Raw genomic sequence first — 20776 nt, 5'->3', positions numbered from 1 at the left:
ACAGGGTGCGTGTTGCCGTCGGGGGCGGGTGAACGCCACGATGCGATGGGCCATTTTGTACGCCACAGTGCGGTCCCCCGCGCACGGAGCAGGCCCCACCCCCGCATTCGCCAAGGAGTCGCCGATGACCCGCGCCCGCACTCGCGCCCAGTCCCCGTTGCGGATCGCCGGGCACCGGGTGGACCGGCGGATGTTCCTGCGCGGCACCGGTGCGGCGGCGGCCGTCGGCGCCCTGGCCGCGTGTGGCGTGCCCTCCGCGTACGTCCGGGAGAGCGAGCGCGGCGGTCGGGACCGGTCGGAGCAGGAGAAGGTGGTGCGCTTCTCGAACTGGGCGCTCTACATCGACATCGACGAGGACGACGAGCAGAAGCACCCCACGCTCGACGCCTTCACCGACAAGACCGGGATCAAGGTCCGGTACTCGGAGGAGATCAACGACAACGACGAGTTCTTCGGCAAGATCCACCCGGCCATCCAGGCGGGCAAGGAGCCCGGACGCGACGCGATCGTCATCTCGGACTGGATGTGCACCCGCTTCGTCCGACTCGGCTGGGTGCAGAAGCTGAACAAGGCCAACCTGCCGCAGGTGGACGCCAACCTCGCCGAATCGCTGCGCAGCCCCGGGTACGACCCGAAGCGCGAGTACACCGTGCCGTGGCAGAGCGGGATGACCGGCATCGCCTACAACAAGAAGCTGGTGGGCCGTGAGATCCGGTCCGTGAACGACCTGTGGCGGCCCGAGCTCAAGGGCCGGGTCACCGTGTTCGCGGGCTTCATGGAGGCCGTCGCGCTGCTGATGCTCGGCGAGGGCGCGGACATCAAGACCTTCACGGACGCGGACGTGGACAAGGTGATGGAGCGGATGCAGAAGCTGGTGGACAAGGACCACATCCGCAGCTTCACCGGCAACGACTACACCTCGGGCCTGGCCAGTGGCGACATCCTGGCCTGCCAGGCGTACTCCGGCGACGTGGGTCAGCTCAAGCTGGACAACCCCGACATCGAGTTCGTGGTGCCCGAGGAGGGCGCCGAACTGTGGTCGGAGAACCTGATGGTGCCGAACAAGGCCGCGCACAAGACCAACGCCGAGAAGCTGATGGACTTCTACTACGACCCGGAGGTCGCGGCCGAGCTGGCGAACTACGTGGCGTATGTGTGTCCGGTCCCGGCCGCGCAGCAGGTGCTGGCCGAGTCCTCGGACCAGGAGATGCGCGAGTCGGCGGCCAACCCGCTGATCTTCCCGGACGCCGAGATGACCGCGAAGCTGCACGGGATGCGCGAGACCACCGAGGACGAGGAGCGGCGCTGGGAGAAGGCGTGGGGGAACATCATCGGCCTGTGAGCCGCGGCCGGTGAGCGGCCGACAGTGGGATCCGCGGGGCCGGTGGGCTCAGCGCTCCGCCAGGGCCGGGTCCACGGTGACGGCACCGCGGTAGGCGCGCATGCCCAGCAGCGGGAACACCAGCACCGAGACCATCCCGGCGCCGACCATCGCGGCGGCGGTGCCCGCACGCAGTTCGCCCTCCTCCACGCCGATGCCGGTGATCACCACGATCAGCGGCAGGCCGGCCGAGGCGAACAGGGCGAGGCCCCGCCGCACGGCCGCCGGTGAGCCGCGCTCCATCAGGTACGTCGGCGCCCCGCGGACCACCGGCAACAGCACCAGGAACAACGGCAGCAGGGCGAACGTGCCGAGGTCCGCGAACAGCGCACGGCCGTCGAAGCGCACGCCGCTGATCACGAAGAACACCGGGACGAACAGCCCGAAGCCGATCCCGTCCAGCTTGCCCGCGACCGTCTCGCGCGCCTCGGCGGGCAGGTCGGAGAGCAGCAGCCGAAAGACCAGCCCGGCGGCGAACGCGCCGAGCAGGGCGTCCAGGCCGAGTTCGTCCGCGGCCCAGACCAACAACGCGAGCACGAGCACCGCCAGTCGGATGGCCAGTTGGCCGCTGGAGTGCAGCGTGGCCTGAACCACCCGGTCCAGCACACCGGGCAACGGTCGGCGCGCGAACGCGAAGACCACCACGGTCACCGCCGCGAAGCAGGTCAGGGCGATCGCGGAGGCGTCCGCGTTGCGCCCGCTCAGCAGCAGCGACACGGCCACGATCGGGCCGAACTCGCCGAGCGTGCCGATCGCCATCACCTGCGCGCCGAACCGGGTCGGCAGCGCACCCGCGTCGCGCAGGATCGGCAGCAGCGTGCCGAGGGCGGTGGTGGTCAGCGCGAGCCCGACCACCAGGCGGGACATCGTCGAGCCGGACCACACCAGCAGCAGCCCGAGCAGCAGACCGACCACCAGGGACAACGCCCAGCCCAGTGTGGCCCGGCGCAGCGGTCGGCCGCTGAGCCGGGCCGGCTCGATCTCGAAGCCGGCCAGGAACATCAGGAACGCGAGCCCGAAGTCGGCCATGTAGTTCAGCACGTCACCCTCGTGCACCCGGTCCAGCACGGACGGGCCGACCAGGACTCCGAGCAGGAGTTCGACCACGACCGTGGGCACCGGGATCCGGCGCCCGAGCAGATCGGCCACCAGCGGCGCGGCGAAGGCCAGGGCCAGGACGATCAGGAATGGCGCGCTGTCGTGGGACACCGGCGGAGCATAGTGCGCATTCGGCGGCCATTCGGGCAGACGCGCAGGTCGGCGGCGGACCTCCCGCGAAGAGCCGCCCGGACGGACGCACTAGGGTCGACAGCCATGACTAGCAGCTCTCCCCAGGCCGCCGCCGTGCCCGCCGTCGAACTGCCCACCGCTCCCGGTACCGACCCCGGTGCCGAGCCTGTGACCTGGGATGTCGTGGTGATCGGAGCGGGCCCCGCCGGGGCGTCCGCGGCCCTGGCCGCGGCGCGCGCGGGACGCCGGGTGCTGGTCGTGGACCGGGCCGAACTGCCGCGCTACAAGACCTGCGGCGGCGGCATCATCGGCCCCTCCAAGAGTGCCCTTCCGCCCGGGTTCGAGCCGCCGGTCGAGGACCTGGTGCACGAGGTCGAATTCACCCTGCGCGGCCGTCGTCGGCGAGTGCGCTCGGCCCGGACCACGCTGATCGGCCTGGTCGACCGGGCGCGCTTCGACGAGGCGCTGACCCGGGCGGCGGTGGCCGCGGGCGCGGTGCTGCGCGAGGGCGTCGCGGTCTCGCGGATCGCCGAGCGGGACGGCCTGGTGACGCTGACCCTGGCCGGCGGGGAACTGCTGCGGGCGCGCGCGGTGGTCGGCGCGGACGGCAGCGCGGGGCGCAGTTCGGCCCATGTCGGGGTCACCTTCGAACAGGTCGACCTGGGTCTGGAGGCGGAGATTCCGGTCCCGCCGGAGGTCGCCGCGCACTGGCGCGGCCGGATCCTGCTCGACTGGGGGCCGCTGCCGGGCTCGTACGGCTGGGTCTTCCCCAAGGGCGACACGTTGACCGTCGGGGTGATCTGCGCCCGAGGCGAGGGCGAGGCCACCCGGACCTACCTGCGCGACTTCATCGGCCGGCTCGGTCTGGCCGGGTTCCGGCCGGCCGTCGAGTCGGGCCACCTGACCCGATGCCGCAAGGAGAGCGCGCCGCTCTCGCGCGGCCGGGTGCTGGTCGCCGGGGACGCGGCCGGACTGCTGGAGCCGTGGACGCGCGAGGGCATCTCGTACGCGTTGCGCTCGGGCCGGCTGGCGGGGGAGCGGGCCGCACTGGTGGCCGAGGTGGCCACCGACGCCGAGGTGGAGAAGATCGGCGCCGGCTATCACGCGGACATCGACGCGGTGCTGGGCCGCGAGATGCGCGCCGGGCGGCTCCTGCTCGGTGTCTTCGAGCGGCATCCCGGGATGTTGCACCACGCGGTGAGCACGCTGCCGCAGGGCTGGCGGGTGTTCCGCAAGGTGGTCCAGGGGCGGACCACGTTCGCCGATCTGTTGGAGCGGCCCGCCGCCCGGCGGGTGCTGGCGTTGACCGGGCACTGACGACGTCGGACGGCCCCGGGCCCGCCGTTCACGGGTTTGGGGCCGTCCGGTTCGGTGTGCTCACGGCCCGATGCGCTCACCGCCCGGGTGTGGGCCGGCGGCGATCCGTGCCGAACTCAGTCCCGCTCCGGCTCGTCGTCGCCCTCGGCCGAACGGATCCGCCGCAGACGCGCGCCCTGGAACAGCGCGTTGCCCACCAGCATCAGGCCGAGCGCGCCGCCCGCGAGCGGCAGCGTGTCGTTGTCGGAGCCGGTCTTGGGCAGCGAAGTCGGCGGTGTGGCCTGGTCGGTGCCACCGGTGCTCCCGCCGCCGGTGATGCCGCCCGTGGTCGGGCCACTCGTGCCGCCGCCGCTGGTCGTCGTGCCGCCGGTGGTTCCCCCGCCCGTCGAGCCGCCGCCGGTGCTGCCGCCCGGTACCGGCGTATTGACGGTGTAGCCGATGAACGACGGGTCGTTGTTGTTGGCCCGGTTGATCAAGGTCAACGGCCCGGCCACACCCAGCACCACGGAGGTGTCCGTGGCGCCCTCGGGCACCACGAGCACGCAGAACGTGGAGATGTCCGCCTCCGGCGCGAGCGGAAGCCGCACCTCGGCGCGGGCCGCGCGCGGTTGTTGCGCGGCCGGCAGATATTCCACCGCCGCCGACCAGCGTTTGGTCTCGTGCGGCCCGAGCGCACCCGGCGCGCACTTGAAGGTGGTCGTCCAGGCCGGTCCCGGTGCCTTCAGCGCGGGCGCGGCCGAACACCCGGGCACCGAGAGGATTCGGAGGGCGCCCGTGCTGCGGGCGTACACGTCGCGGGCCGGCTGGGCCTGGTCGGTGTTGTTGGTGACGGTGAACGCGATCGAGCCCCGGCCGTTGGCGTCGAAGCTGATCTGGGTCGACGTGGTGACCGCGAACGGCCTGGCCGTGGGTGGCACGGTCGGCGACGCGGACGTGCTCGGTGGTGGTGTGCTCGGCCGCGTGGTGGTGGGCGGCGGCGTCGTCCCCGGCCTGGTCGTCGAGGGCCGCGTCGTGGTCGGTGGCGGCGTCGTCCCCGGCTTGGTCGTCGAGGGCCGCACCGTGGTCGGTGGTGGCGTGCCGCTCGGCCGATGGGTCGCGGTCGGCGGTTTCGTGGTGACCTCGCCGGTCGGATCGTGCGTGCCGGTGGGGCCTTGGGTGTGGGTGTGCCCGCCACCGGATGGATGCGCGGTCCCGTTCCCCTCGGTATCCGCGACGGCCAGGCCGGCGTTCAAAATCATTCCTATTCCGATCGGAACAGAAATTATCAAGGCCGCTCGCTTGGCGTTTTCTGATCGAAACTTTTTCGGAGTGAACATGCGGTATCCCCCTCCCGCTATGTGTGACGATTCGTTCTACCATGTCCGTCCTAAGCTTTCGCAGGGCCTTTCAGAGGTAATCCCACGAAAGTGGCAATGGTCTGATCTTGAAAAGCGGCGGGACCTGGGGGAAAGCCGATGTCGGGCGGGCCTGGAGAGGGTTGGGCGGGTTTTGTGGTCGGAGCCCGATACGAGTTGGCGAATGTGCTCGGCAGCGGCGGCATGGGCACCGTGTGGCGGGCCCGGGATCGGGTGCTGGACCGGCCCGTGGCGGCGAAGGTGGTCACCACCGGGTGGGGGCGCAGCGCGTCCCGGTCCTTTCGCGAACGCAGCCTGCGCGAGGCGCAGGCGACCGCGCGGATCAATCACCCCAACGTCGTCCGCGTCTACGACTACGTCGAGGACGACGACCGGCTGTGGATCGTGATGGAACTGCTCGACGCGCGTTCGCTGGACACCATTCTGGAGGAGGACGGGCCGCTCACACCGCACGCCGCCGCGGCGGTGGCCGTGCAGATCGCCCGCGCGCTCGGCGTCGTGCACGCGCACGGCGTCATCCATCGCGACGTCAAGCCGGGCAACGTGCTGATCGCCCGGGACGGACACGCCGTGCTGACCGACTTCGGCATCGCCGCCCTGGAGGGCGCGAGCGGGCTGACCGGCACCGGGGCGATCTTGGGCTCGCCCGAGTTCATGGCCCCCGAGCGGATCGAGAGCGACCATCCGGGGCCCGCGTCCGACCTGTGGTCCCTGGGCGTCACGTTGTGCGCGGCGGTCACCGGCGCGTCGCCGTTTCGTCGGTCCACCCCGGTGGCCACGATGCACGCGATCGTGATCGCCGAGCCCGAGGTGCCCGCGGAGATCGGCCCGCTGGAACCCCTGGTCCGCGACCTGTTCCGGCGCGACCCGGCTCGGCGCCCGGATTCGGCCGAGGTGGAGGCGCGGCTGGACGCGCTGCTCGCGGCCGAGGGCCGCCGGCACGCGGGTGACGTGACCCGGCCGATCCCGCCCACCACACTCGGCCGGGTGCTCGGGCGCGGGACCGACGAGCGCGGCCCCGAGGAGTATCGGCCGGCCGATCGCGAGCCGGTCGAGCACCGGCCGGACGAGGCGAACGACGACGTGACGCCGGCGCCGACCGCGCACCCCCAGCCGCCGCTGCGCGACCTGCTCCCGCCCGCCCGGATCGCCCCCGACGACGGCGCCCCGCTCGACCCGTTGCCGCGGGTGCCGGCCGCACCCTCGCCGGAGCAACGGCCGAGCACCCCGGCCGGCCCCGCGCACTCGCCGACCTTCCCGATGCCGACCCGCACCCGCCGGCCACCCCGCTCGCGTCGTCGGCTCCTGGCGGTGCTGCTGCCGCTCGTCACGCTCCTGGTGGCCGGCGCCGTCGTGGCGGCGCTGCTGCTCGCGCCCGGCGGCGGCAAGACCGGCGGGGACGACGGCAGGAACGGGAGCAGTCCGGGCGCCCCGCCGAGCACCTCCGGGACGGGCGGCGCGTCCGCGGCGAACCCGATCGCGGGCCTCGCGCCCTACCCGGGAGCATCCCCGGCGACCCCGCCGATCCCGGTCCGCACGGCGGACGAGAGCACCTTCACCTGGCAGGTCCCGCAGGGGTGGACCCGCAAGGAGCAGGATCAGAGCGTGGTCTACACCGATCCGGCCGGCACGAGCGTGTTGACCGGGCGTACCGCGTTCCAACAGACCACGGACTTGTTGGAACAGTGGCGCGACGACGAACAGAACGCGCCGCGGGTTTTTCGCGACTATCGAAAAGTGGCCTTCGAGGAACGCGCCGTTCTGGGCCGAAAGGGCGTGGTCTGGGAATACACCTGGACCGAGTCGGGAGCCGCCCGGCACGCCATGCTGGCCGCGGTGATCGTCAATGGCATCTATATCGAGGTCGACGTGTTCAGTACCGAGCGGCAATGGACGCGCGACGCGGCACTGCACGGGCTCGCGGTCACCGCCTTCACCCTCGCGGGCAGCCGCCCCGGTGCCTGAGCACGCGGTTCGGCGCCCGAGCACGCGGCCCGGGCGCCGCGGTCCTCAGCGACGGAGCGCCTCCAGGCCGAGCAGCGCCACGTGCAGCGACAGACAACTCTCCACCTGGTCCAGGTCGACGCCCAGGATCCGCTCGATCCGGTGCAGCCGCTCGTAGAAGGACGGGCGGGACAGGTGCGCGGCGTCGGCCGCCGCGGACTTGTTCCGGCCGTGGTCCAGATAGACCTGGAGCATCGCGATCAACTGGGTGCCCTGCTGCGCGTCGTAGGCGAGCAGCGGCCCGAGCTCGCGCTCGACGTAGGTCTGCAACCGCGCGTCGTCGCGCAGCAGGTGCAGCAGTCCGCGCAGCCGCACGTCGGGCAGCCGGTAGAAGGCGGCCTTGCCACCCTGGTGCAGTGCGGCGTCCGCGACCTGGGTGGCCTCCAGGAGCGAGCGGCGGGCGTCGCGCGCCGCGCCCACCGAGGAGCCGACCGCGACCACGATGTCGTCCGCGAGGTCCGGGGCGAGGCGGCGGATGGCGGCGGAGAAACCCTCCAGCGCGCCGTCCTCGGTGTCCTGCGAGGCGAGCGCGACAAGCAGCCCGACGTTCTCGTCGTCCAGCCCGCCGACCAGCGCGGCCAGCCGGCGCTCGCGGACCGCCGCGGCGGCGATCTCGGTGAAGTCGCGCAGCCGGGCCTGCGATTCCAACGCGGCCGGGGTCACGCTGCGGCGCAGCCGCAGCACCACGCCGACCAGGCGTCGACCCTCCAACGGGACACCGAGGGCGCGAGCCCGCAGCGTCACCTCGGCCACCGTGTAGGAGTGGGTCAGAATTCCGGACAGCAGCGTGCGGTGGGTCTGCCGCTCCAGGCTCTCCCGGTCGCGTACCACCAGCCGGTTCAGCGCGAGGGTGGACGCGGCCCGCTCCAGGAGCATGGTCTGCTGCGCGGGCGGCGGCGCGCCGTCGCCGACCAGCACCAGCCGGCCCCAGTCGTGGCCGCGCGCGCCCACCGTGGTCACCAGCCACCCGGTGCGCTCGTCGAAGGCGGTCCGGGTGGACAGCCGTAGCTGCCGGGAGCGGTCCTCCCAGTTCTCCAGCAGGGTCTCCGCCACTATGCCGGCCGCGTCGTAGGCGAGTACCTGATGCGCCAGGTTCTCCAGGATCACCGGGCGCCCGGCCATCCGGGACGCCTGCCGGACGATCTCGGCGGGTTCGGCGCCCTCGACGGCAAGCTCGTTGAACGCCTGGTGCACCGCCTCGGATGCCTGCAACTCGGCCAACTGGGCGTCGATGATCAGCCCGTGCACGGCCTCGGTGATGCCGATGAACCGGGTCTCGTTGCGCAGCGTGATCACCGGCAGACCGACCTGCTCGGCCGCCGCGACCAGCGCCCGCGGCAATTGCTCGGTGTAGCGTCGGCCCAGTTCGACCACGAGCCCGGCCGCGTCCACCTCGGCGAGATCGCGGATGTAGCGTTGCAGGCCCTCGCGCTCCTCGGGGAGCGCGATGCCGGTGGCCATCACCAATTCGCCACCCTTGAGCAGTCGGGTCACATCCGGCAGCTCGCTGATGTGCACCCAGCGCACCGGCCGGGCCAGGCCGCGTTCACCCGCGACCACCTGTGGGCGGCCGCGCTGGACGATGTCGAGGGCCAGTACGTCGGCGACCGTGGGGAACATCCGAAAACCTCCGCGAGCAGACAACGGCCCGACCGCGACGGCGGTTGGTTCCCGAAGGAAGCGGGAATTCGCGAGCAATCTGTAAACGGCTCGGCGGGCGACGCTTCCATGGTGACAGGTCGTCGTCCGGTTCGACCCGCGACCCGGGGTTCGACCGGGCGATTGGCGACCTGTAAAGCCCACATCGTCCTACCTGTCGATGTGCCTGTTGCGGCACCCCGTGTCGAAACGGCATCGTCCTAGGCTGACGCGGCTCACGCGCATAACCACCGCACCGCAGCCCCGTCGGCTCATCGAAAACCTCTTGGAGGGCTCCCATGCCTGTGCAGGACTTCGGCAAAGGTCATCAGTTCGTCGGGGGACAACTGCGGCAGGGCTCGTCCGGAGAGACCTTCGACGTCACCAACCCGGCGACCGGCGAGACGGTCGAGACGCTCACCCTCGCGGGCACCGCAGACGTCGACGCGGCGGTAGCCGCCGCCAAGAGCGCCTTCCCGCAGTGGTCGCGGGCCACCCCCGGCGAGCGGGCGACCGCACTGAACCGGCTGGCGGTGCTGTTGGAGGAGCGGGCCGAGGAGTTCGCCCGGGTCGAGACCGCGCAGGCGGGCAAGCCGATCCGGCTCAGCACCGAGTTCGACGTGCCGGGCACGATCGACAACACCGCGTTCTTCGCGGGTGCGGCGCGCAACCTGGAGGGCAAGGCGGCCGGCGAGTACTCGGCAGGCTCCACCTCGATGGTGCGCCGCGAGGCGATCGGCGTGGTCGGCTCGATCGCGCCGTGGAACTATCCGCTCCAGATGGCGGCGTGGAAGATCCTCCCGGCGATCGCCGCGGGCAACACCATCGTGCTCAAGCCCGCCGAGATCACCCCGCTGACCTCGCTGATGTTCGCCCAGGCGTGTGCCGACGCGGGTATCCCCGACGGCGTGGTCAACGTGATCACCGGCAAGGGCCGCACCGTCGGCGAATACCTGATGGGCCACGCGGACGTGTCGATGGTCTCGTTCACCGGCTCCACCGGGGTCGGCAAGCGGGTCGGCGAGGTGGCGCTGCAGACCGTCAAGCGACTGCACCTCGAACTCGGCGGAAAGGCCCCGTTCGTGGTCTTCGACGACGCCGACTTGGACGCCGCGATCAACGGCGCGGTCGCCGCCTCGCTGATCAACTCGGGCCAGGACTGCACCGCCGCGACCCGCGCCTACGTGCAGCGCCCGCTCTACGACGCGTTCGTGGCGGGCGTCGCGGAACTGTACGACGGTGTGCGTCTGGGCGACACGATGGACCCGTCGACCGACCTGGGCCCGCTCGTCTCGCGCCGCCAGCAGGAGTCGGTGGCCGGCTTCGTCGAGCGCGCCCGCGGCTACGGCGCGACCATCGTGACCGGCGGCGAGATCCCCGGCGGCGAGTTGGCCAAGGGCGCCTTCTACCGTCCGACGCTGGTTACCGGTGTGGCCCAGGACAGCGAGATCGTGCAGGACGAGATCTTCGGCCCGGTCCTGGTCGTGCTGCCCTTCGACAGCGACGAGGAGGGCATCCGGCTCGCCAACGACACCCCGTACGGCCTGGCCGCCTCCGCCTGGACACGGGACATCTTCCGCTCGCTGCGCGCCACGAGGGAGATCCAGGCCGGCTGCGTGTGGGTCAACGACCACATCCCGATCATCAGCGACATGCCGCACGGCGGCTACAAGGCGTCCGGCTTCGGCAAGGACATGTCGCAGTACTCCTTCGACGAGTACACCCAGCTCAAGCACGTGATGTACGACGGCACGGGAATCGCCCGCAAGGACTGGCACCGGACGATCTTCGGAGCCCGGTAACCACCCCATCGAACGGGCGGCCGAGAGCGCGAGTTCTCGGCCGCCCTTGCGGCCGGCGAGCGGGTTCGGGGGCCCGCGACGCGGCGAGAGGAATCATGACTGAGCAGCAGCGGGCCGGCGCCTCCGGCGACGTCTCCTTGGCGGGCCTGAGCAAGCACTACGGCGACTTCACGGCCGTCCGACCCATGGACCTGACGATCCCCGCAGGATCGTTCTTCGCCCTCCTCGGTGCCTCGGGCTGCGGCAAGACCACGACGCTGCGGATGATCGCCGGACTGGAGCAGCCCTCGACCGGCAGCGTCAGCATCGGCGACCGCGACGTCACGGGCCTTCCGCCGTACAAGCGCCCGGTGAACACGGTGTTCCAGAACTACGCGCTCTTCCCGCACCTGAGCGTGGCCGACAACGTCGGCTTCGGCCTCAGGCGGCGCGGCGTCAAGGACACCCGCAAGCAGGTCCAGGACATGCTCGACCTGGTCGAGCTCGGGCACCTGGCCAAGCGCAAGCCGACCCAGCTCTCCGGCGGTCAGCAGCAGCGGGTCGCGGTGGCCCGGGCGCTGATCAACACGCCGCAGGTACTGCTCCTGGACGAGCCGCTGGGCGCGCTCGACCTCAAGCTGCGCCGGCAGATGCAGCTCGAACTCAAGCGCATCCAGACCGATGTGGGCATCACGTTCGTGCATGTGACGCACGACCAGGAAGAGGCCATGACGATGGCCGACACGATCGCCGTGATGAACGGCGGCCGAATAGAGCAACTCGGCTCACCGGTCGAGTTGTACGAGGCGCCGCGCACCACGTTCGTGGCCAACTTCCTGGGCCAGTCCAACCTGGTCGAGGCCAAGGTGACCGGGCGCGCCGACGGCGATCTGCTGTTGGACGCGCAGGGCAACCGGCTGGCGCTGCCCGCCGCGCGCTCGGCCGCCGACGGCGACCACCTGGTGATGGGCATCCGACCGGAGAAGATCACCATCACCTACGCGGCGGACGCGAAGATCGCGGACAACCGCAACCGCCTCGACGGCGGCGTGATCGTGGACGCGGCGTTCATCGGCGTCTCCACGCAGTACGTGGTGCGGATGCCGTGGGGCCAGGAGTTCACCGTGTTCGAACAGAACATGGAGCGCGACCCGCGCCTGGTGCCCGGGGCGACGGTGATCCTGCACTGGAACCCGACACACGGTTTCGGCCTGGAGTCGGGCGACCTGACCGCGGGCATCGCCGAGGCGAGCGAGGACGCCGCGTGAGCGCGCTCGGCACCCTCGGCGCGGGTACGACGGGAGGTGCGGACACCAAGGTCACCGAGCCCAAGCGGCGTGGCAGATGGGTGCCGTACGCGCTGCTGGCGCCCGGCCTGCTGTGGCTGGTGGTCTTCTTCGCGATCCCGATGGTGGTCCAGGGCTCGACCTCGCTGCAGACCGGCAACCTGACCAAGGGCTACGACCTCACCTGGCACTGGGCCACCTACTGGGACGCGCTCGACCAGTACTACCCGCAGTTCCTGCGCTCGTTCGGGTACGCGGCCGCGGCCACCGTGATGTGCCTGGTGATCGGCTACCCGCTCGCCTACGCGATCGCGTTCAAGGCCGGCAAGTGGCGCGGCATGTGGCTGGTGCTGGTGATCGCGCCGTTCTTCACCAGCTTCCTGGTCCGTACGCTGGCCTGGAAGACGATCCTGGCGGACAACGGGATCGTCGTGGACGTGCTCAACAAGCTGCACTTCACCAACGTCACGGCGTTCCTCGGGCTGACCCAGGACGACCGGGTGTTGGCCACGCCGCTCGCGGTGATCTGCGGTCTGACCTACAACTTCCTGCCGTTCATGGTGCTGCCGCTGTACGCGTGCCTGGAGCGGATCGATCCGCGTCTGCACGAAGCCGCCGGCGACCTGTACGCGTCGCCGCGGACAACCTTCGCCAAGGTCACCTTCCCGCTGTCGCTGCCGGGCGTGGTCTCCGGCACGCTGCTCACCTTCATCCCGGCGTCCGGCGACTACGTCAACGCGCAGTGGCTCGGCTCGCCGGACACCGGCATGGCGGGCAACGTGATCCAGACCCAGTTCCTGCGGGTGCTGGACTACCCGACCGCCGCCGCACTGTCGTTCATCCTGATGTTGTTGATCGTGCTCATGGTGACGGCGTACATCCGCAAGGCGGGGACGGAGGACCTGGTCTGATGGCCGTCGTCAACTGGTTGCGTCGCAACGTCATCGTGCTGTTCGGTCTGCTCGCGCTCGGCTACATGACGCTGCCCAACATCGTCGTGCTGATGTTCTCGTTCAACGACCCGAACGGGCGCTTCAACTACACCTGGAACGGCTTCACGCTGGATGCGTGGGAGCAGCCGTGCGGGGTCGCGGGCATCTGCGACTCGGTCGCGGTCAGCATGAAGATCGCGGTCCTGTCCACCCTGGTCGCCACCGCGCTGGGCACCGCGATCGCGTTCGCGCTCGGCCGCTACCGGTTCCGGGCCCGCGGCGCGATCAACACGCTGCTGTTCCTGCCGATGTCCATGCCCGAGGTGGTGATGGGCGCCTCGCTCGGCACGCTGTTCCTGAACATGCGGATCAACACCGGCTTCGTGACGATCCTGATCGCGCACATCATGTTCTGCCTGAGCTTCGTCGTGGTCGCCGTCAAGGCCCGCGTCCTGGGCATGGACCCCAAGCTCGAAGAGGCCGCGCAGGACCTGTACGCGTCACCCACCCAGGTGTTCCTGCGGGTCACCCTGCCGCTCGCCGCGCCCGGCATCGGGGCCGGCGCGATGCTCGCCTTCGCGCTGAGCTTCGACGACTTCGTGATCACGAACTTCACCTCGGGCAACACGGTCACCTTCCCGATGTTCGTGTACGGCGCGGCCCAGCGCGGCACGCCCCCGCAGATCAACGTGATCGGCTCGGCGATGTTCGTGATCGCCGTGCTGATCGTGATGATCGGGCAGATCCGCGCCTCGCGGCGAGCCAAACAGCGGGCGTAGTTTCGCCCGTTGGATGATGATCAATCCCAGATCTGTAGCTATGCGGTGAAACCGCCGGGGCCGACAAGGCGGCCCCGGCGGACACTGCGAAAGTGGTGAAACCCCATGGGTCCCCGGAACACGTCGGATCCTGCTCCCTCGGTCGAGGCGATCCGCTCGCTCGCGGACGCCGCGCCGACCCCCTTCTGGCTCGACCAGAGCGATCGACCGGAGCCGTGCGCGGCCCTGGTCGGCGACGACCACTGCGATCTGGCGATCGTCGGTGGCGGCTACTCGGGCCTGTGGACCGCGCTGATCGCGAAGGAACGCAACCCCTCGCGCGATGTGGTGCTGATCGAGGCGCACGAGATCGGCTGGGCGGCCTCGGGCCGCAACGGCGGATTCTGCGCCGCGAGCCTGACCCACGGCTTCTACAACGGGCTGGACCGCTGGGAGGGCGAACTCGCCCGGCTGGAGCGGCTCGGCGAGCACAACCTCGACGAGATCGAGGCGGCGATCAAGCGCTACGGCATCGACTGCGACTTCCGTCGCACGGGCGAACTCAGCGTCGCGACCCAGCCGCACCAGGTCGAGGAACTGCGCGAGGAGATCGACCTCGCCCGCCGCTACGGCACCGAACTGACCTTTCTGGACCGGGACGAGGTGCGTGCGGAGGTCGACTCGCCCACCTACCTCGCCGGCGTCTGGGACAAGACCGGCTGCGCGATCATCGACCCGGCCCGACTGGCCTGGGGCCTCAAGGCCGCGTGCGAGTCGCTGGGCGTGCGTGTCTACGAGCGCACCAAGGCGACCGAATTGGGCGAGCACGGCTCGGGGATGGTGCTCAAGACCGCGTACGGTCGGGTCTTCGCGGGCAACGTGGCGCTGGGCACCAACGTCTTCCCGTCGTTGGTTAAGCGGCTGCGGCCGTTCGTGGTGCCGGTCTACGACTACGCGATGATGACCGAGCCGCTGAGCGCCGAGCAGCTCGCGGCGATCGGCTGGCACAACCGGCAGGGCATCGGCGACACGAACAACCAGTTCCACTACTACCGGCTCAGCGCGGACAACCGGATCCTGTGGGGCGGTTACGACGCCGTCTACCACTACGGTTCCAAGCTCTCCTCGGACCTGGACCAGCGTCCGGAGACGTTCGCGAAGCTCGCGCAGCACTTCTTCGAGACGTTCCCGCAGCTGGAGGGCCTGCGCTTCAGCCACACGTGGGGCGGCGCGATCGACACGTGCAGCCGCTTCTCGGCGTTCTTCGGGACGGCGTACAAGGGCAAGGTCGCGTACGCGCTGGGCTTCACCGGCCTGGGCGTGGGCGCGACCCGCTTCGGCGCCGAGGTGATGCTGGACAAGCTCGACGGTCGCCTGACCGAGCGTACCGAACTCGAGATGGTCCGCACCAAGCCCCTTCCGTTCCCGCCGGAACCGATCAAGTGGGCGGGCGTGACGATGACCAAGTGGTCGATGGACCGTGCCGACAAGAACGCCGGCAAGCGCAACCTGTGGCTCAAGGCCCTCGACAAGGTCGGCATGGGCTTCGACAGCTAGAAACGCGCTTCGCGCGGTGGCGGCCTCCGGCCGCTCAGGACGAAACGCGCTGCGCGCGGTGGCGGCCTCCGGCCGCTCTCCTCGCGCGCTCGTCGATCACTACACGCGATCAAGTCGTGGGCGCTGACGCGCCGTTGGGCAGCCGGGTGGGCATGCGCCTCACCCGGCTTCCGGCGTGTCGTCCCGCAGCCCCGGCCGGAGGCCGCGGGGCCATGATTCGCTCGCCCCGCCGCGGTGGATGCGCAGCCTTCGTCCGAGACGCAACGGGCCGTGCGGGTGGGCGGCAGCAATGCCGACCAAGACGGACTGTAAGGCGAACGGCTCAACCGCCGACACCATGAAGCTTGAGCGCTCCACGAAGGCCAGCAAGACTGGCCACCGTACGGGGCTTGTGCGGCCCCTCGCCGAAACCGCATCCCCCGGAAGGTCGGACCGTGACGAACCACGTAACCCACTGGATTGCCAACGCGGAGTGGACAGGCGTCTCCGAGCGTCGGGGCGACATCCACAACCCCGCCACCGGCAAGATCACCGGCACGGTCGACTATGCCTCCGTGGCCGAGGTCGACGAGGCCGTCTCGGTCGCCGTCCGCGCCTTCGCCGGCTGGAAGAACGCCTCGCTCGCCAAGCGCTCCTCGGTGCTCTTCAACTTCCGCGAGCTGCTCAACGCCAAGAAGGACGAACTCGCCGCGATCATCGTGGCCGAGCACGGCAAGGTGCACTCGGACGCGCTGGGCGAGATCGCCCGCGGCCAGGAGGTCGTGGAACTGGCGTGCGGCATCCCGCACCTGCAGAAGGGCGGGCACTCCGAGCAGGCGTCGACCGGCATCGACGTCTACTCGATCCGCCAGCCGCTGGGCCCGGTCGCGATCATCTCGCCGTTCAACTTCCCGGCGATGGTCCCGATGTGGTTCTTCCCGATCGCGATCGCCACCGGCAACACGGTGATCCTCAAGCCGAGCGAGAAGGACCCCTCGACCGCGAACTTCCTCGCCGACCTGTGGAAGCAGGCCGGTCTGCCCGACGGCGTGTTCAACGTCGTGCACGGAGACAAGGTCGCCGTGGACCGCCTCCTGGAGCACCCGGACATCAAGTCCGTCTCGTTCGTCGGCTCGACCCCGATCGCCAAGTACGTGTACGAGAACGGCACCCGCTACGGCAAGCGCGTGCAGGCCCTCGGCGGCGCCAAGAACCACATGCTGGTGCTTCCGGACGCCGACCTGGACCTGGTCGCCGACGCCGCGGTCAACGCCGGCTTCGGCGCGGCCGGCGAGCGCTGCATGGCGATCTCGGCCCTGGTCGCGGTGGAGCCGATCGCCGACGAGCTGATCGCCCGGATCAAGGAGCGGATGACCAAGCTCCGGGTCGGCGCGGGCAACGACGCCGCCTCCGAGATGGGCCCGCTGGTCACCCGCCAGCACGCGGACAAGGTGCTCTCCTATGTTCAGGCCGGCGAGGACCAGGGCGCGACGCTCGTGGTCGACGGCCGCGAGCACCCGATCAACGGCGCCGACACCGCCGAGGGCTACTGGGTCGGCCCGACCCTGTTCGACAACGTCACCCCCGAGATGTCGATCTACACCGACGAGATCTTCGGCCCGGTGTTGTCGGTCGTCCGGGTCGAGTCCTACGACGAGGGCCTGGCGCTGATCAACGCCAACCCGTACGGCAACGGCACCGCGATCTTCACCAACGACGGCGGCGCGGCCCGCAGGTTCCAGAACGAGGTCGAGGTCGGCATGATCGGCATCAACGTGCCGATCCCGGTCCCGGTCGCCTACTACTCCTTCGGCGGCTGGAAGAACTCGCTGTTCGGCGACCTGCACGCGTACGGCGCCGACGGTGTGCAGTTCTTCACCCGCGGCAAGGTCGTCACCCAGCGCTGGCTCGACCCCAGCCACGGCGGCATCAACCTGGGCTTCCCGACCAACGACTGACCTTCGCTCGCCTCGGCGAGCCCACGCACCGAGCCCGCCCGACCCCAATGACGTGGTCGGGCGGGCTTCGTCGTCCGCGGCCCGGGCATCGACCCGGGCCGCTTCGCCATTTCCTCCGCACGCCTTCCCTGGCAGCATGCGTGACGGGTCGTCAGATGATCAGTCGGCGGCCGTTACGGACGTGACAGGGGAACGGCGCATGCCCATCGAAGAACGCCCGGCCGGCGATACCGCCGTCCGCTTGATCCAGATATCCGACGTGCATTACCGGGACGCCCCGGGCAGCCACGGGTTCGTGCGACACGACCCGGACGCCGGGCTGGCCGCGGCCCTCGCGGACGCCGCCGACGCGCTCGCCGCGGCCGACGTGCTGGTGGCCTCCGGCGATCTGGCGGACACCGGCGAGCCCGGGGCCTACCGGCGGCTGGCCGAGGTGCTCCAGGAACTCCCGGTGCCCGTGTACTGCCTGCCGGGCAACCACGACAACCACGACGCCTACGTCGCGGGCCTGCCACGCACCGGCGTGCACCTGGAACCCGCGGTGCGGATCGGGCCCTGGCTGCTGCTCATGGTGGACACCAACGCGCTCGGCCGCGAACACGTGGGCGACGGGGTGTACCGCGACCTCGACGACCGGATGACCCGGGCCGACGGACCGGAGTTGAGCGCGCCCGAGGCCGCCCGGATCCGGGAGATCCTGGCCGGTTCGGACGCCGAGCACGTGCTGCTGTTCCTCCACCAGCCGCCGCTCGCGGAGATCTGCCCGCGGCTGGACCCCTCCGGCCGACTCGGCGCGTTGCTCCGCGACTTCGGGCACATCCGGGCGATCTCCGGTGGCCACCTGCACGGCTCGCTGGAGGGCGAGTTCGCCGGTGTGCCGGTGTTCGTGGCGCCCTCGACCACGTACAGCATCGACTACGCCGGCAAACGCTTCGACGGCCCCGGCTACCGCACCTTCACGCTGTACCCGGACGGCCGGGTCGACTCCGAGGCACACACCGCACCCGGTCCGATCACCGACGCGATGCGGGCCAAGCCCGCACCGCGCTTTCTCACCGATCTCATGCTGGGCGTGGTGACCATCGAGGAGATGCGCGAGATGAGCGACGAGCAGTTCCAGGCCCGGTTCGGCGAGCCCCGTCCGGTTCGCGGCGCCTGAGTCCGATCCCTTACGGCCCGACCAGCACGAGGAGACACGTGACACAGCATCAGGCGGACACCGGACTCGCCCTCGAAGGGGTCCGCAACTTCCGCGACATCGGTGGACTGCCCACCGCCGACGGCCGCCGGGTGCGGGCCGGTCGCTACTTCCGCAGCGGCCACCTGGCCAAGCCCACGGACGCGGACCGCGCCGTCCTCGCCGACCTGGGCATCCGGCTCGTGGTGGACCTGCGCAGCCCGGCCGACATCGAACTGGACGGCGCCGACGTGCTGCCCGCCGGCGCGCGATGGCTGAATCTGCCGATGTCCGACCCGGCCCGCCACTCGGACTTCTGGAGCGATCTGCGCAACGCCGACCTGAGCGTGCTGCGCGAGCGACTGGGCAACGGAAGGGCGGAGAAGTCGATCGCGGCGGACTACCGCGACCAGGTGGTGAGTCGGGTCGATCGGCACGCGCGGATGTTGCGCGAGATGCTCGACGCGGACGGCCTGCCGGTCGTGGTGCACTGTTCGGCCGGCAAGGACCGCGCCGGGATCGCGGCGGCCCTGGTGCAGCGGATCGTCGGGGTCTCGGCCGACGACGCGGTGGCGAACTACCTGGTCAGCAACGAACCGGGCAACCGCTACGAGCCGAACGCCGACAAGCTCGCGATGCGGCCGGGTCTGCCGGAGCTCTTCCAGCCGTTCCTGGAGGTGCGCGAGGAGTACCTGCGCGGCGCCATCGAGGTGATGGACACCCACTGGGGCGGATTCGACGCCTACCTGGAGCAGGGTCTCGGCCTGGACGCGGACCGGCTGGAGCGGCTGCGGGCGGCGCTGCTGGAGGACTGAGCCGGGTCCGGACGCGCCCGAGGACGGTGCCCACAGGAGGAGGCACCGCCCTCGGGTCGGTACGGCGTACGGCGGTTGCCGCGGCCGGCCGACGATCAGGAGTCGTCGGCCATCAGCTTGATGTTCCAGCGGGTCTCCTGGCGCGGACGCAGGTAGACCACCCAGTACAGCGCGGCCAGGACCAGCACCCCACCGGTGATCAGCAACGCGCGGGTGGGCTGTTCGGTCAACACGTAGATCATCGACCCGATCAGGACCACCGGGATCGCGGGCCACAGCGGCATGCGCCAGGCCTGCGTGCTCTTGTGCGCGCCCTTTCGGGCGACCAGCACGGCCAGCGCCACCACCAGGTAGAGCGCGGCGACCGCGACGCCGGTGACCTCACCGAGGAGCGTCGTGGGCACGAAGCACAGGAGTGCGCCGGGCACCCCGACCACCAGCGTGGACACCCAGGGCGAACCGAACCGGTTCACCTTGCCGAAGGCCCGGTTGATCGGCTCGGGCCAGGCCCGGTCGCGCGCCGAGGCGTAGACCACGCGCGAGTTCTGGATCACCATGACCACACCCGCGTTGATGATCGCCAGCGCGATGCACAGGCCGATGAAGGTGGCCATGCCGTGGTTGGACCAGCCCTCGACCAGGCCGAGGATGTCGCCGCCCGCCAGGGTCGCCTGGTCCGGCGCGCCCAGCGAGATCGCGATGGTCGGCACGATCAGGATCACGGCGCCCAGGCCCAGGGTCCACAACACCGTGCGGGAGACCGTGCGCCGCGGGTTCTCCATCTCCTCGGCCAGGTAGACCGCGGTGGAGAAGCCCTGGAGGGCGAACAGCGCGCCGGCCATGCCCGCGATCAGCAAGCCCATCTTCAGCGGATCCGTCGTGTTGCTCGCGGCGTCCACGACGACCTCGGGCTTGATCAGCGTCGAGGTGGCCTGGTTCACGTTGGCGAAGCCGAGGAAGGCGACGATCGCGGCGGCGATCACCTCCAGGGCCAGGAACACGCCGGTGACCCACGCGTTCGCGCGCAGGTCGAGCAGACCCATGATGGTGGCCAGGATCATCACCGCGGCGCCGGCCCACATCGTGTCGATCGTCGCGATCGAGGTCAGATACTCCGCGGTGCCCAGGGCGATGATCGGCGGCACGATCATCACCACGATGGTGGCGATGATGAAGACCAGCCAGCCCATGAAGCGGCCCATGAGGGTGCCGACCATGGCGTACTCGCCGCCGGCGCTGGGGATCAGGGTGCCCAACTCGGAGTAACAGAAGGCGACGCCGACACACAGGACGGCGGCCACGACCAGGGCCAACGCGGTGCCGGAACCGAGTGTCTCGAACATCCCCGGAACGATCACGAACAGCGAGGACGCGGGGGTCAGACACGAGAGCGTGAGCAGGGTGCCGCCGACGACTCCGATGGAGCGCTTGAGCGGAGCGGGGACACCGCCGGGGTCGAGAGTGACTGGAGTCAGGGTCCCGGACGGCGGTGGGGTTGTTTCAACAGCCATGTGCGCTACCTCTGCGGGACAGCGGGGTGCGGATATCGCCTCCGGGACGGATGTGAGCCGTTCGTACGTTCCGAACGGTGCGGCGTAATACAAACGC

At 70.5% G+C, this 20776-nt stretch carries 15 protein-coding genes; 11 read left to right on the top strand and 4 right to left on the bottom strand.

Annotated elements, in window-relative coordinates:
- Positions 1–124: 124 nt before the first annotated feature.
- Positions 125–1342, top strand: coding sequence for a polyamine ABC transporter substrate-binding protein (locus A3IC_RS0126710; RefSeq protein ID WP_020553135.1), 1218 nt, complete (start codon positions 125–127; stop codon positions 1340–1342).
- Positions 1343–1390: 48 nt separating this feature from the next.
- Here the strand turns inward: A3IC_RS0126710 and A3IC_RS56755 are convergent, their stop codons facing one another.
- The gene (locus A3IC_RS56755) at positions 1391–2590 is read right to left on the bottom strand and encodes a cation:proton antiporter (protein WP_020553134.1); all 1200 of its coding nucleotides are present in this window, start codon (positions 2588–2590) and stop codon (positions 1391–1393) included.
- 105 nt (positions 2591–2695) lie between these two features.
- Here A3IC_RS56755 and A3IC_RS0126700 point away from each other — a divergent pair, with 105 nt between their 5' ends.
- Complete coding sequence (locus A3IC_RS0126700) at positions 2696–3928, top strand: geranylgeranyl reductase family protein (protein ID WP_052173799.1); 1233 nt, start codon at positions 2696–2698, stop codon at positions 3926–3928.
- A 116-nt stretch (positions 3929–4044) separates the two neighbouring features.
- Here A3IC_RS0126700 and A3IC_RS68960 read toward each other — a convergent pair whose 3' ends face one another.
- A complete protein-coding gene (locus tag A3IC_RS68960) occupies positions 4045–5166 on the bottom strand; it encodes an LPXTG cell wall anchor domain-containing protein (protein ID WP_020553132.1) in 1122 nt (373 codons plus the stop codon).
- A gap of 252 nt (positions 5167–5418) precedes the next feature.
- Between A3IC_RS68960 and A3IC_RS56750 the strand changes: the two genes are divergently transcribed.
- On the top strand, positions 5419–7248 hold the full coding sequence (locus tag A3IC_RS56750; RefSeq protein WP_020553131.1) for a serine/threonine-protein kinase: 1830 nt from the start codon (positions 5419–5421) through the stop codon (positions 7246–7248).
- Between the two features lie 45 nt (positions 7249–7293).
- Here the strand turns inward: A3IC_RS56750 and A3IC_RS0126685 are convergent, their stop codons facing one another.
- Entirely contained in the window at positions 7294–8907 is a 1614-nt protein-coding gene (locus tag A3IC_RS0126685) for a PucR family transcriptional regulator (protein WP_020553130.1), read from the bottom strand.
- 317 nt (positions 8908–9224) lie between these two features.
- Here A3IC_RS0126685 and A3IC_RS0126680 point away from each other — a divergent pair, with 317 nt between their 5' ends.
- The 8 genes from A3IC_RS0126680 (at position 9225) to A3IC_RS0126645 (ending at position 19168) form a co-directional block, all read left to right on the top strand.
- A complete protein-coding gene (locus A3IC_RS0126680) occupies positions 9225–10727 on the top strand; it encodes a gamma-aminobutyraldehyde dehydrogenase (protein ID WP_040877175.1) in 1503 nt (500 codons plus the stop codon).
- Between the two features lie 95 nt (positions 10728–10822).
- On the top strand, positions 10823–11974 hold the full coding sequence (locus tag A3IC_RS0126675) for an ABC transporter ATP-binding protein (RefSeq protein WP_020553128.1): 1152 nt from the start codon (positions 10823–10825) through the stop codon (positions 11972–11974).
- Positions 11971–12903, top strand: coding sequence for an ABC transporter permease (locus A3IC_RS0126670; RefSeq protein WP_020553127.1), 933 nt, complete (start codon positions 11971–11973; stop codon positions 12901–12903). The genes A3IC_RS0126675 and A3IC_RS0126670 overlap by 4 nt, the downstream gene beginning before the upstream one ends.
- Positions 12903–13703: an ABC transporter permease gene (locus A3IC_RS0126665; RefSeq protein ID WP_020553126.1), complete on the top strand. Its 801-nt coding sequence runs from the start codon at positions 12903–12905 to the stop codon at positions 13701–13703. The genes A3IC_RS0126670 and A3IC_RS0126665 overlap by 1 nt, the downstream gene beginning before the upstream one ends.
- A 105-nt stretch (positions 13704–13808) precedes the next feature.
- Entirely contained in the window at positions 13809–15239 is a 1431-nt protein-coding gene (locus tag A3IC_RS0126660) for an NAD(P)/FAD-dependent oxidoreductase (RefSeq protein ID WP_020553125.1), read from the top strand.
- A gap of 434 nt (positions 15240–15673) precedes the next feature.
- A complete protein-coding gene (locus tag A3IC_RS0126655; RefSeq protein ID WP_020553123.1) occupies positions 15674–17176 on the top strand; it encodes a CoA-acylating methylmalonate-semialdehyde dehydrogenase in 1503 nt (500 codons plus the stop codon).
- Positions 17177–17375: 199 nt separating this feature from the next.
- Positions 17376–18335 (top strand): metallophosphoesterase, encoded by a 960-nt coding sequence (locus A3IC_RS0126650; RefSeq protein ID WP_020553122.1) that lies wholly within the window; start codon positions 17376–17378, stop codon positions 18333–18335.
- 38 nt (positions 18336–18373) lie between these two features.
- Positions 18374–19168 carry a tyrosine-protein phosphatase gene (locus tag A3IC_RS0126645; RefSeq protein ID WP_020553121.1) on the top strand — a complete coding sequence of 265 codons (795 nt, stop codon included), beginning with the start codon at positions 18374–18376 and terminating at the stop codon, positions 19166–19168.
- A 95-nt stretch (positions 19169–19263) separates the two neighbouring features.
- Here the strand turns inward: A3IC_RS0126645 and A3IC_RS0126640 are convergent, their stop codons facing one another.
- On the bottom strand, positions 19264–20679 hold the full coding sequence (locus A3IC_RS0126640; protein ID WP_040877174.1) for an APC family permease: 1416 nt from the start codon (positions 20677–20679) through the stop codon (positions 19264–19266).
- Positions 20680–20776 lie beyond the last annotated feature (97 nt).

The organism is Embleya scabrispora DSM 41855 (assembly GCF_000372745.1).
Lineage (GTDB): Bacteria > Actinomycetota > Actinomycetes > Streptomycetales > Streptomycetaceae > Embleya > Embleya scabrispora.
The sequence above is the reverse complement of the archived record's forward strand: the minus strand, read 5'-3'. Positions and strand labels throughout refer to the sequence as shown.

Bases quoted from the DNA above. Each gene is read 5' to 3' on its own strand.
- A3IC_RS0126685 (WP_020553130.1), bottom strand. From the start codon at position 8,907: ATGTTCCCCACGGTCGCCGACGTACTGGCCCTCGACATCGTCCAGCGC.
- A3IC_RS0126650 (WP_020553122.1), top strand. From the start codon at position 17,376: ATGCCCATCGAAGAACGCCCGGCCGGCGATACCGCCGTCCGCTTGATC.
- A3IC_RS0126680 (WP_040877175.1), top strand. From the start codon at position 9,225: ATGCCTGTGCAGGACTTCGGCAAAGGTCATCAGTTCGTCGGGGGACAA.
- A3IC_RS0126665 (WP_020553126.1), top strand. From the start codon at position 12,903: ATGGCCGTCGTCAACTGGTTGCGTCGCAACGTCATCGTGCTGTTCGGT.
- A3IC_RS0126710 (WP_020553135.1), top strand. From the start codon at position 125: ATGACCCGCGCCCGCACTCGCGCCCAGTCCCCGTTGCGGATCGCCGGG.
- A3IC_RS0126700 (WP_052173799.1), top strand. From the start codon at position 2,696: ATGACTAGCAGCTCTCCCCAGGCCGCCGCCGTGCCCGCCGTCGAACTG.
- A3IC_RS0126675 (WP_020553128.1), top strand. From the start codon at position 10,823: ATGACTGAGCAGCAGCGGGCCGGCGCCTCCGGCGACGTCTCCTTGGCG.
- A3IC_RS68960 (WP_020553132.1), bottom strand. From the start codon at position 5,166: ATGATTTTGAACGCCGGCCTGGCCGTCGCGGATACCGAGGGGAACGGG.
- A3IC_RS0126640 (WP_040877174.1), bottom strand. From the start codon at position 20,679: ATGGCTGTTGAAACAACCCCACCGCCGTCCGGGACCCTGACTCCAGTC.
- A3IC_RS0126660 (WP_020553125.1), top strand. From the start codon at position 13,809: ATGGGTCCCCGGAACACGTCGGATCCTGCTCCCTCGGTCGAGGCGATC.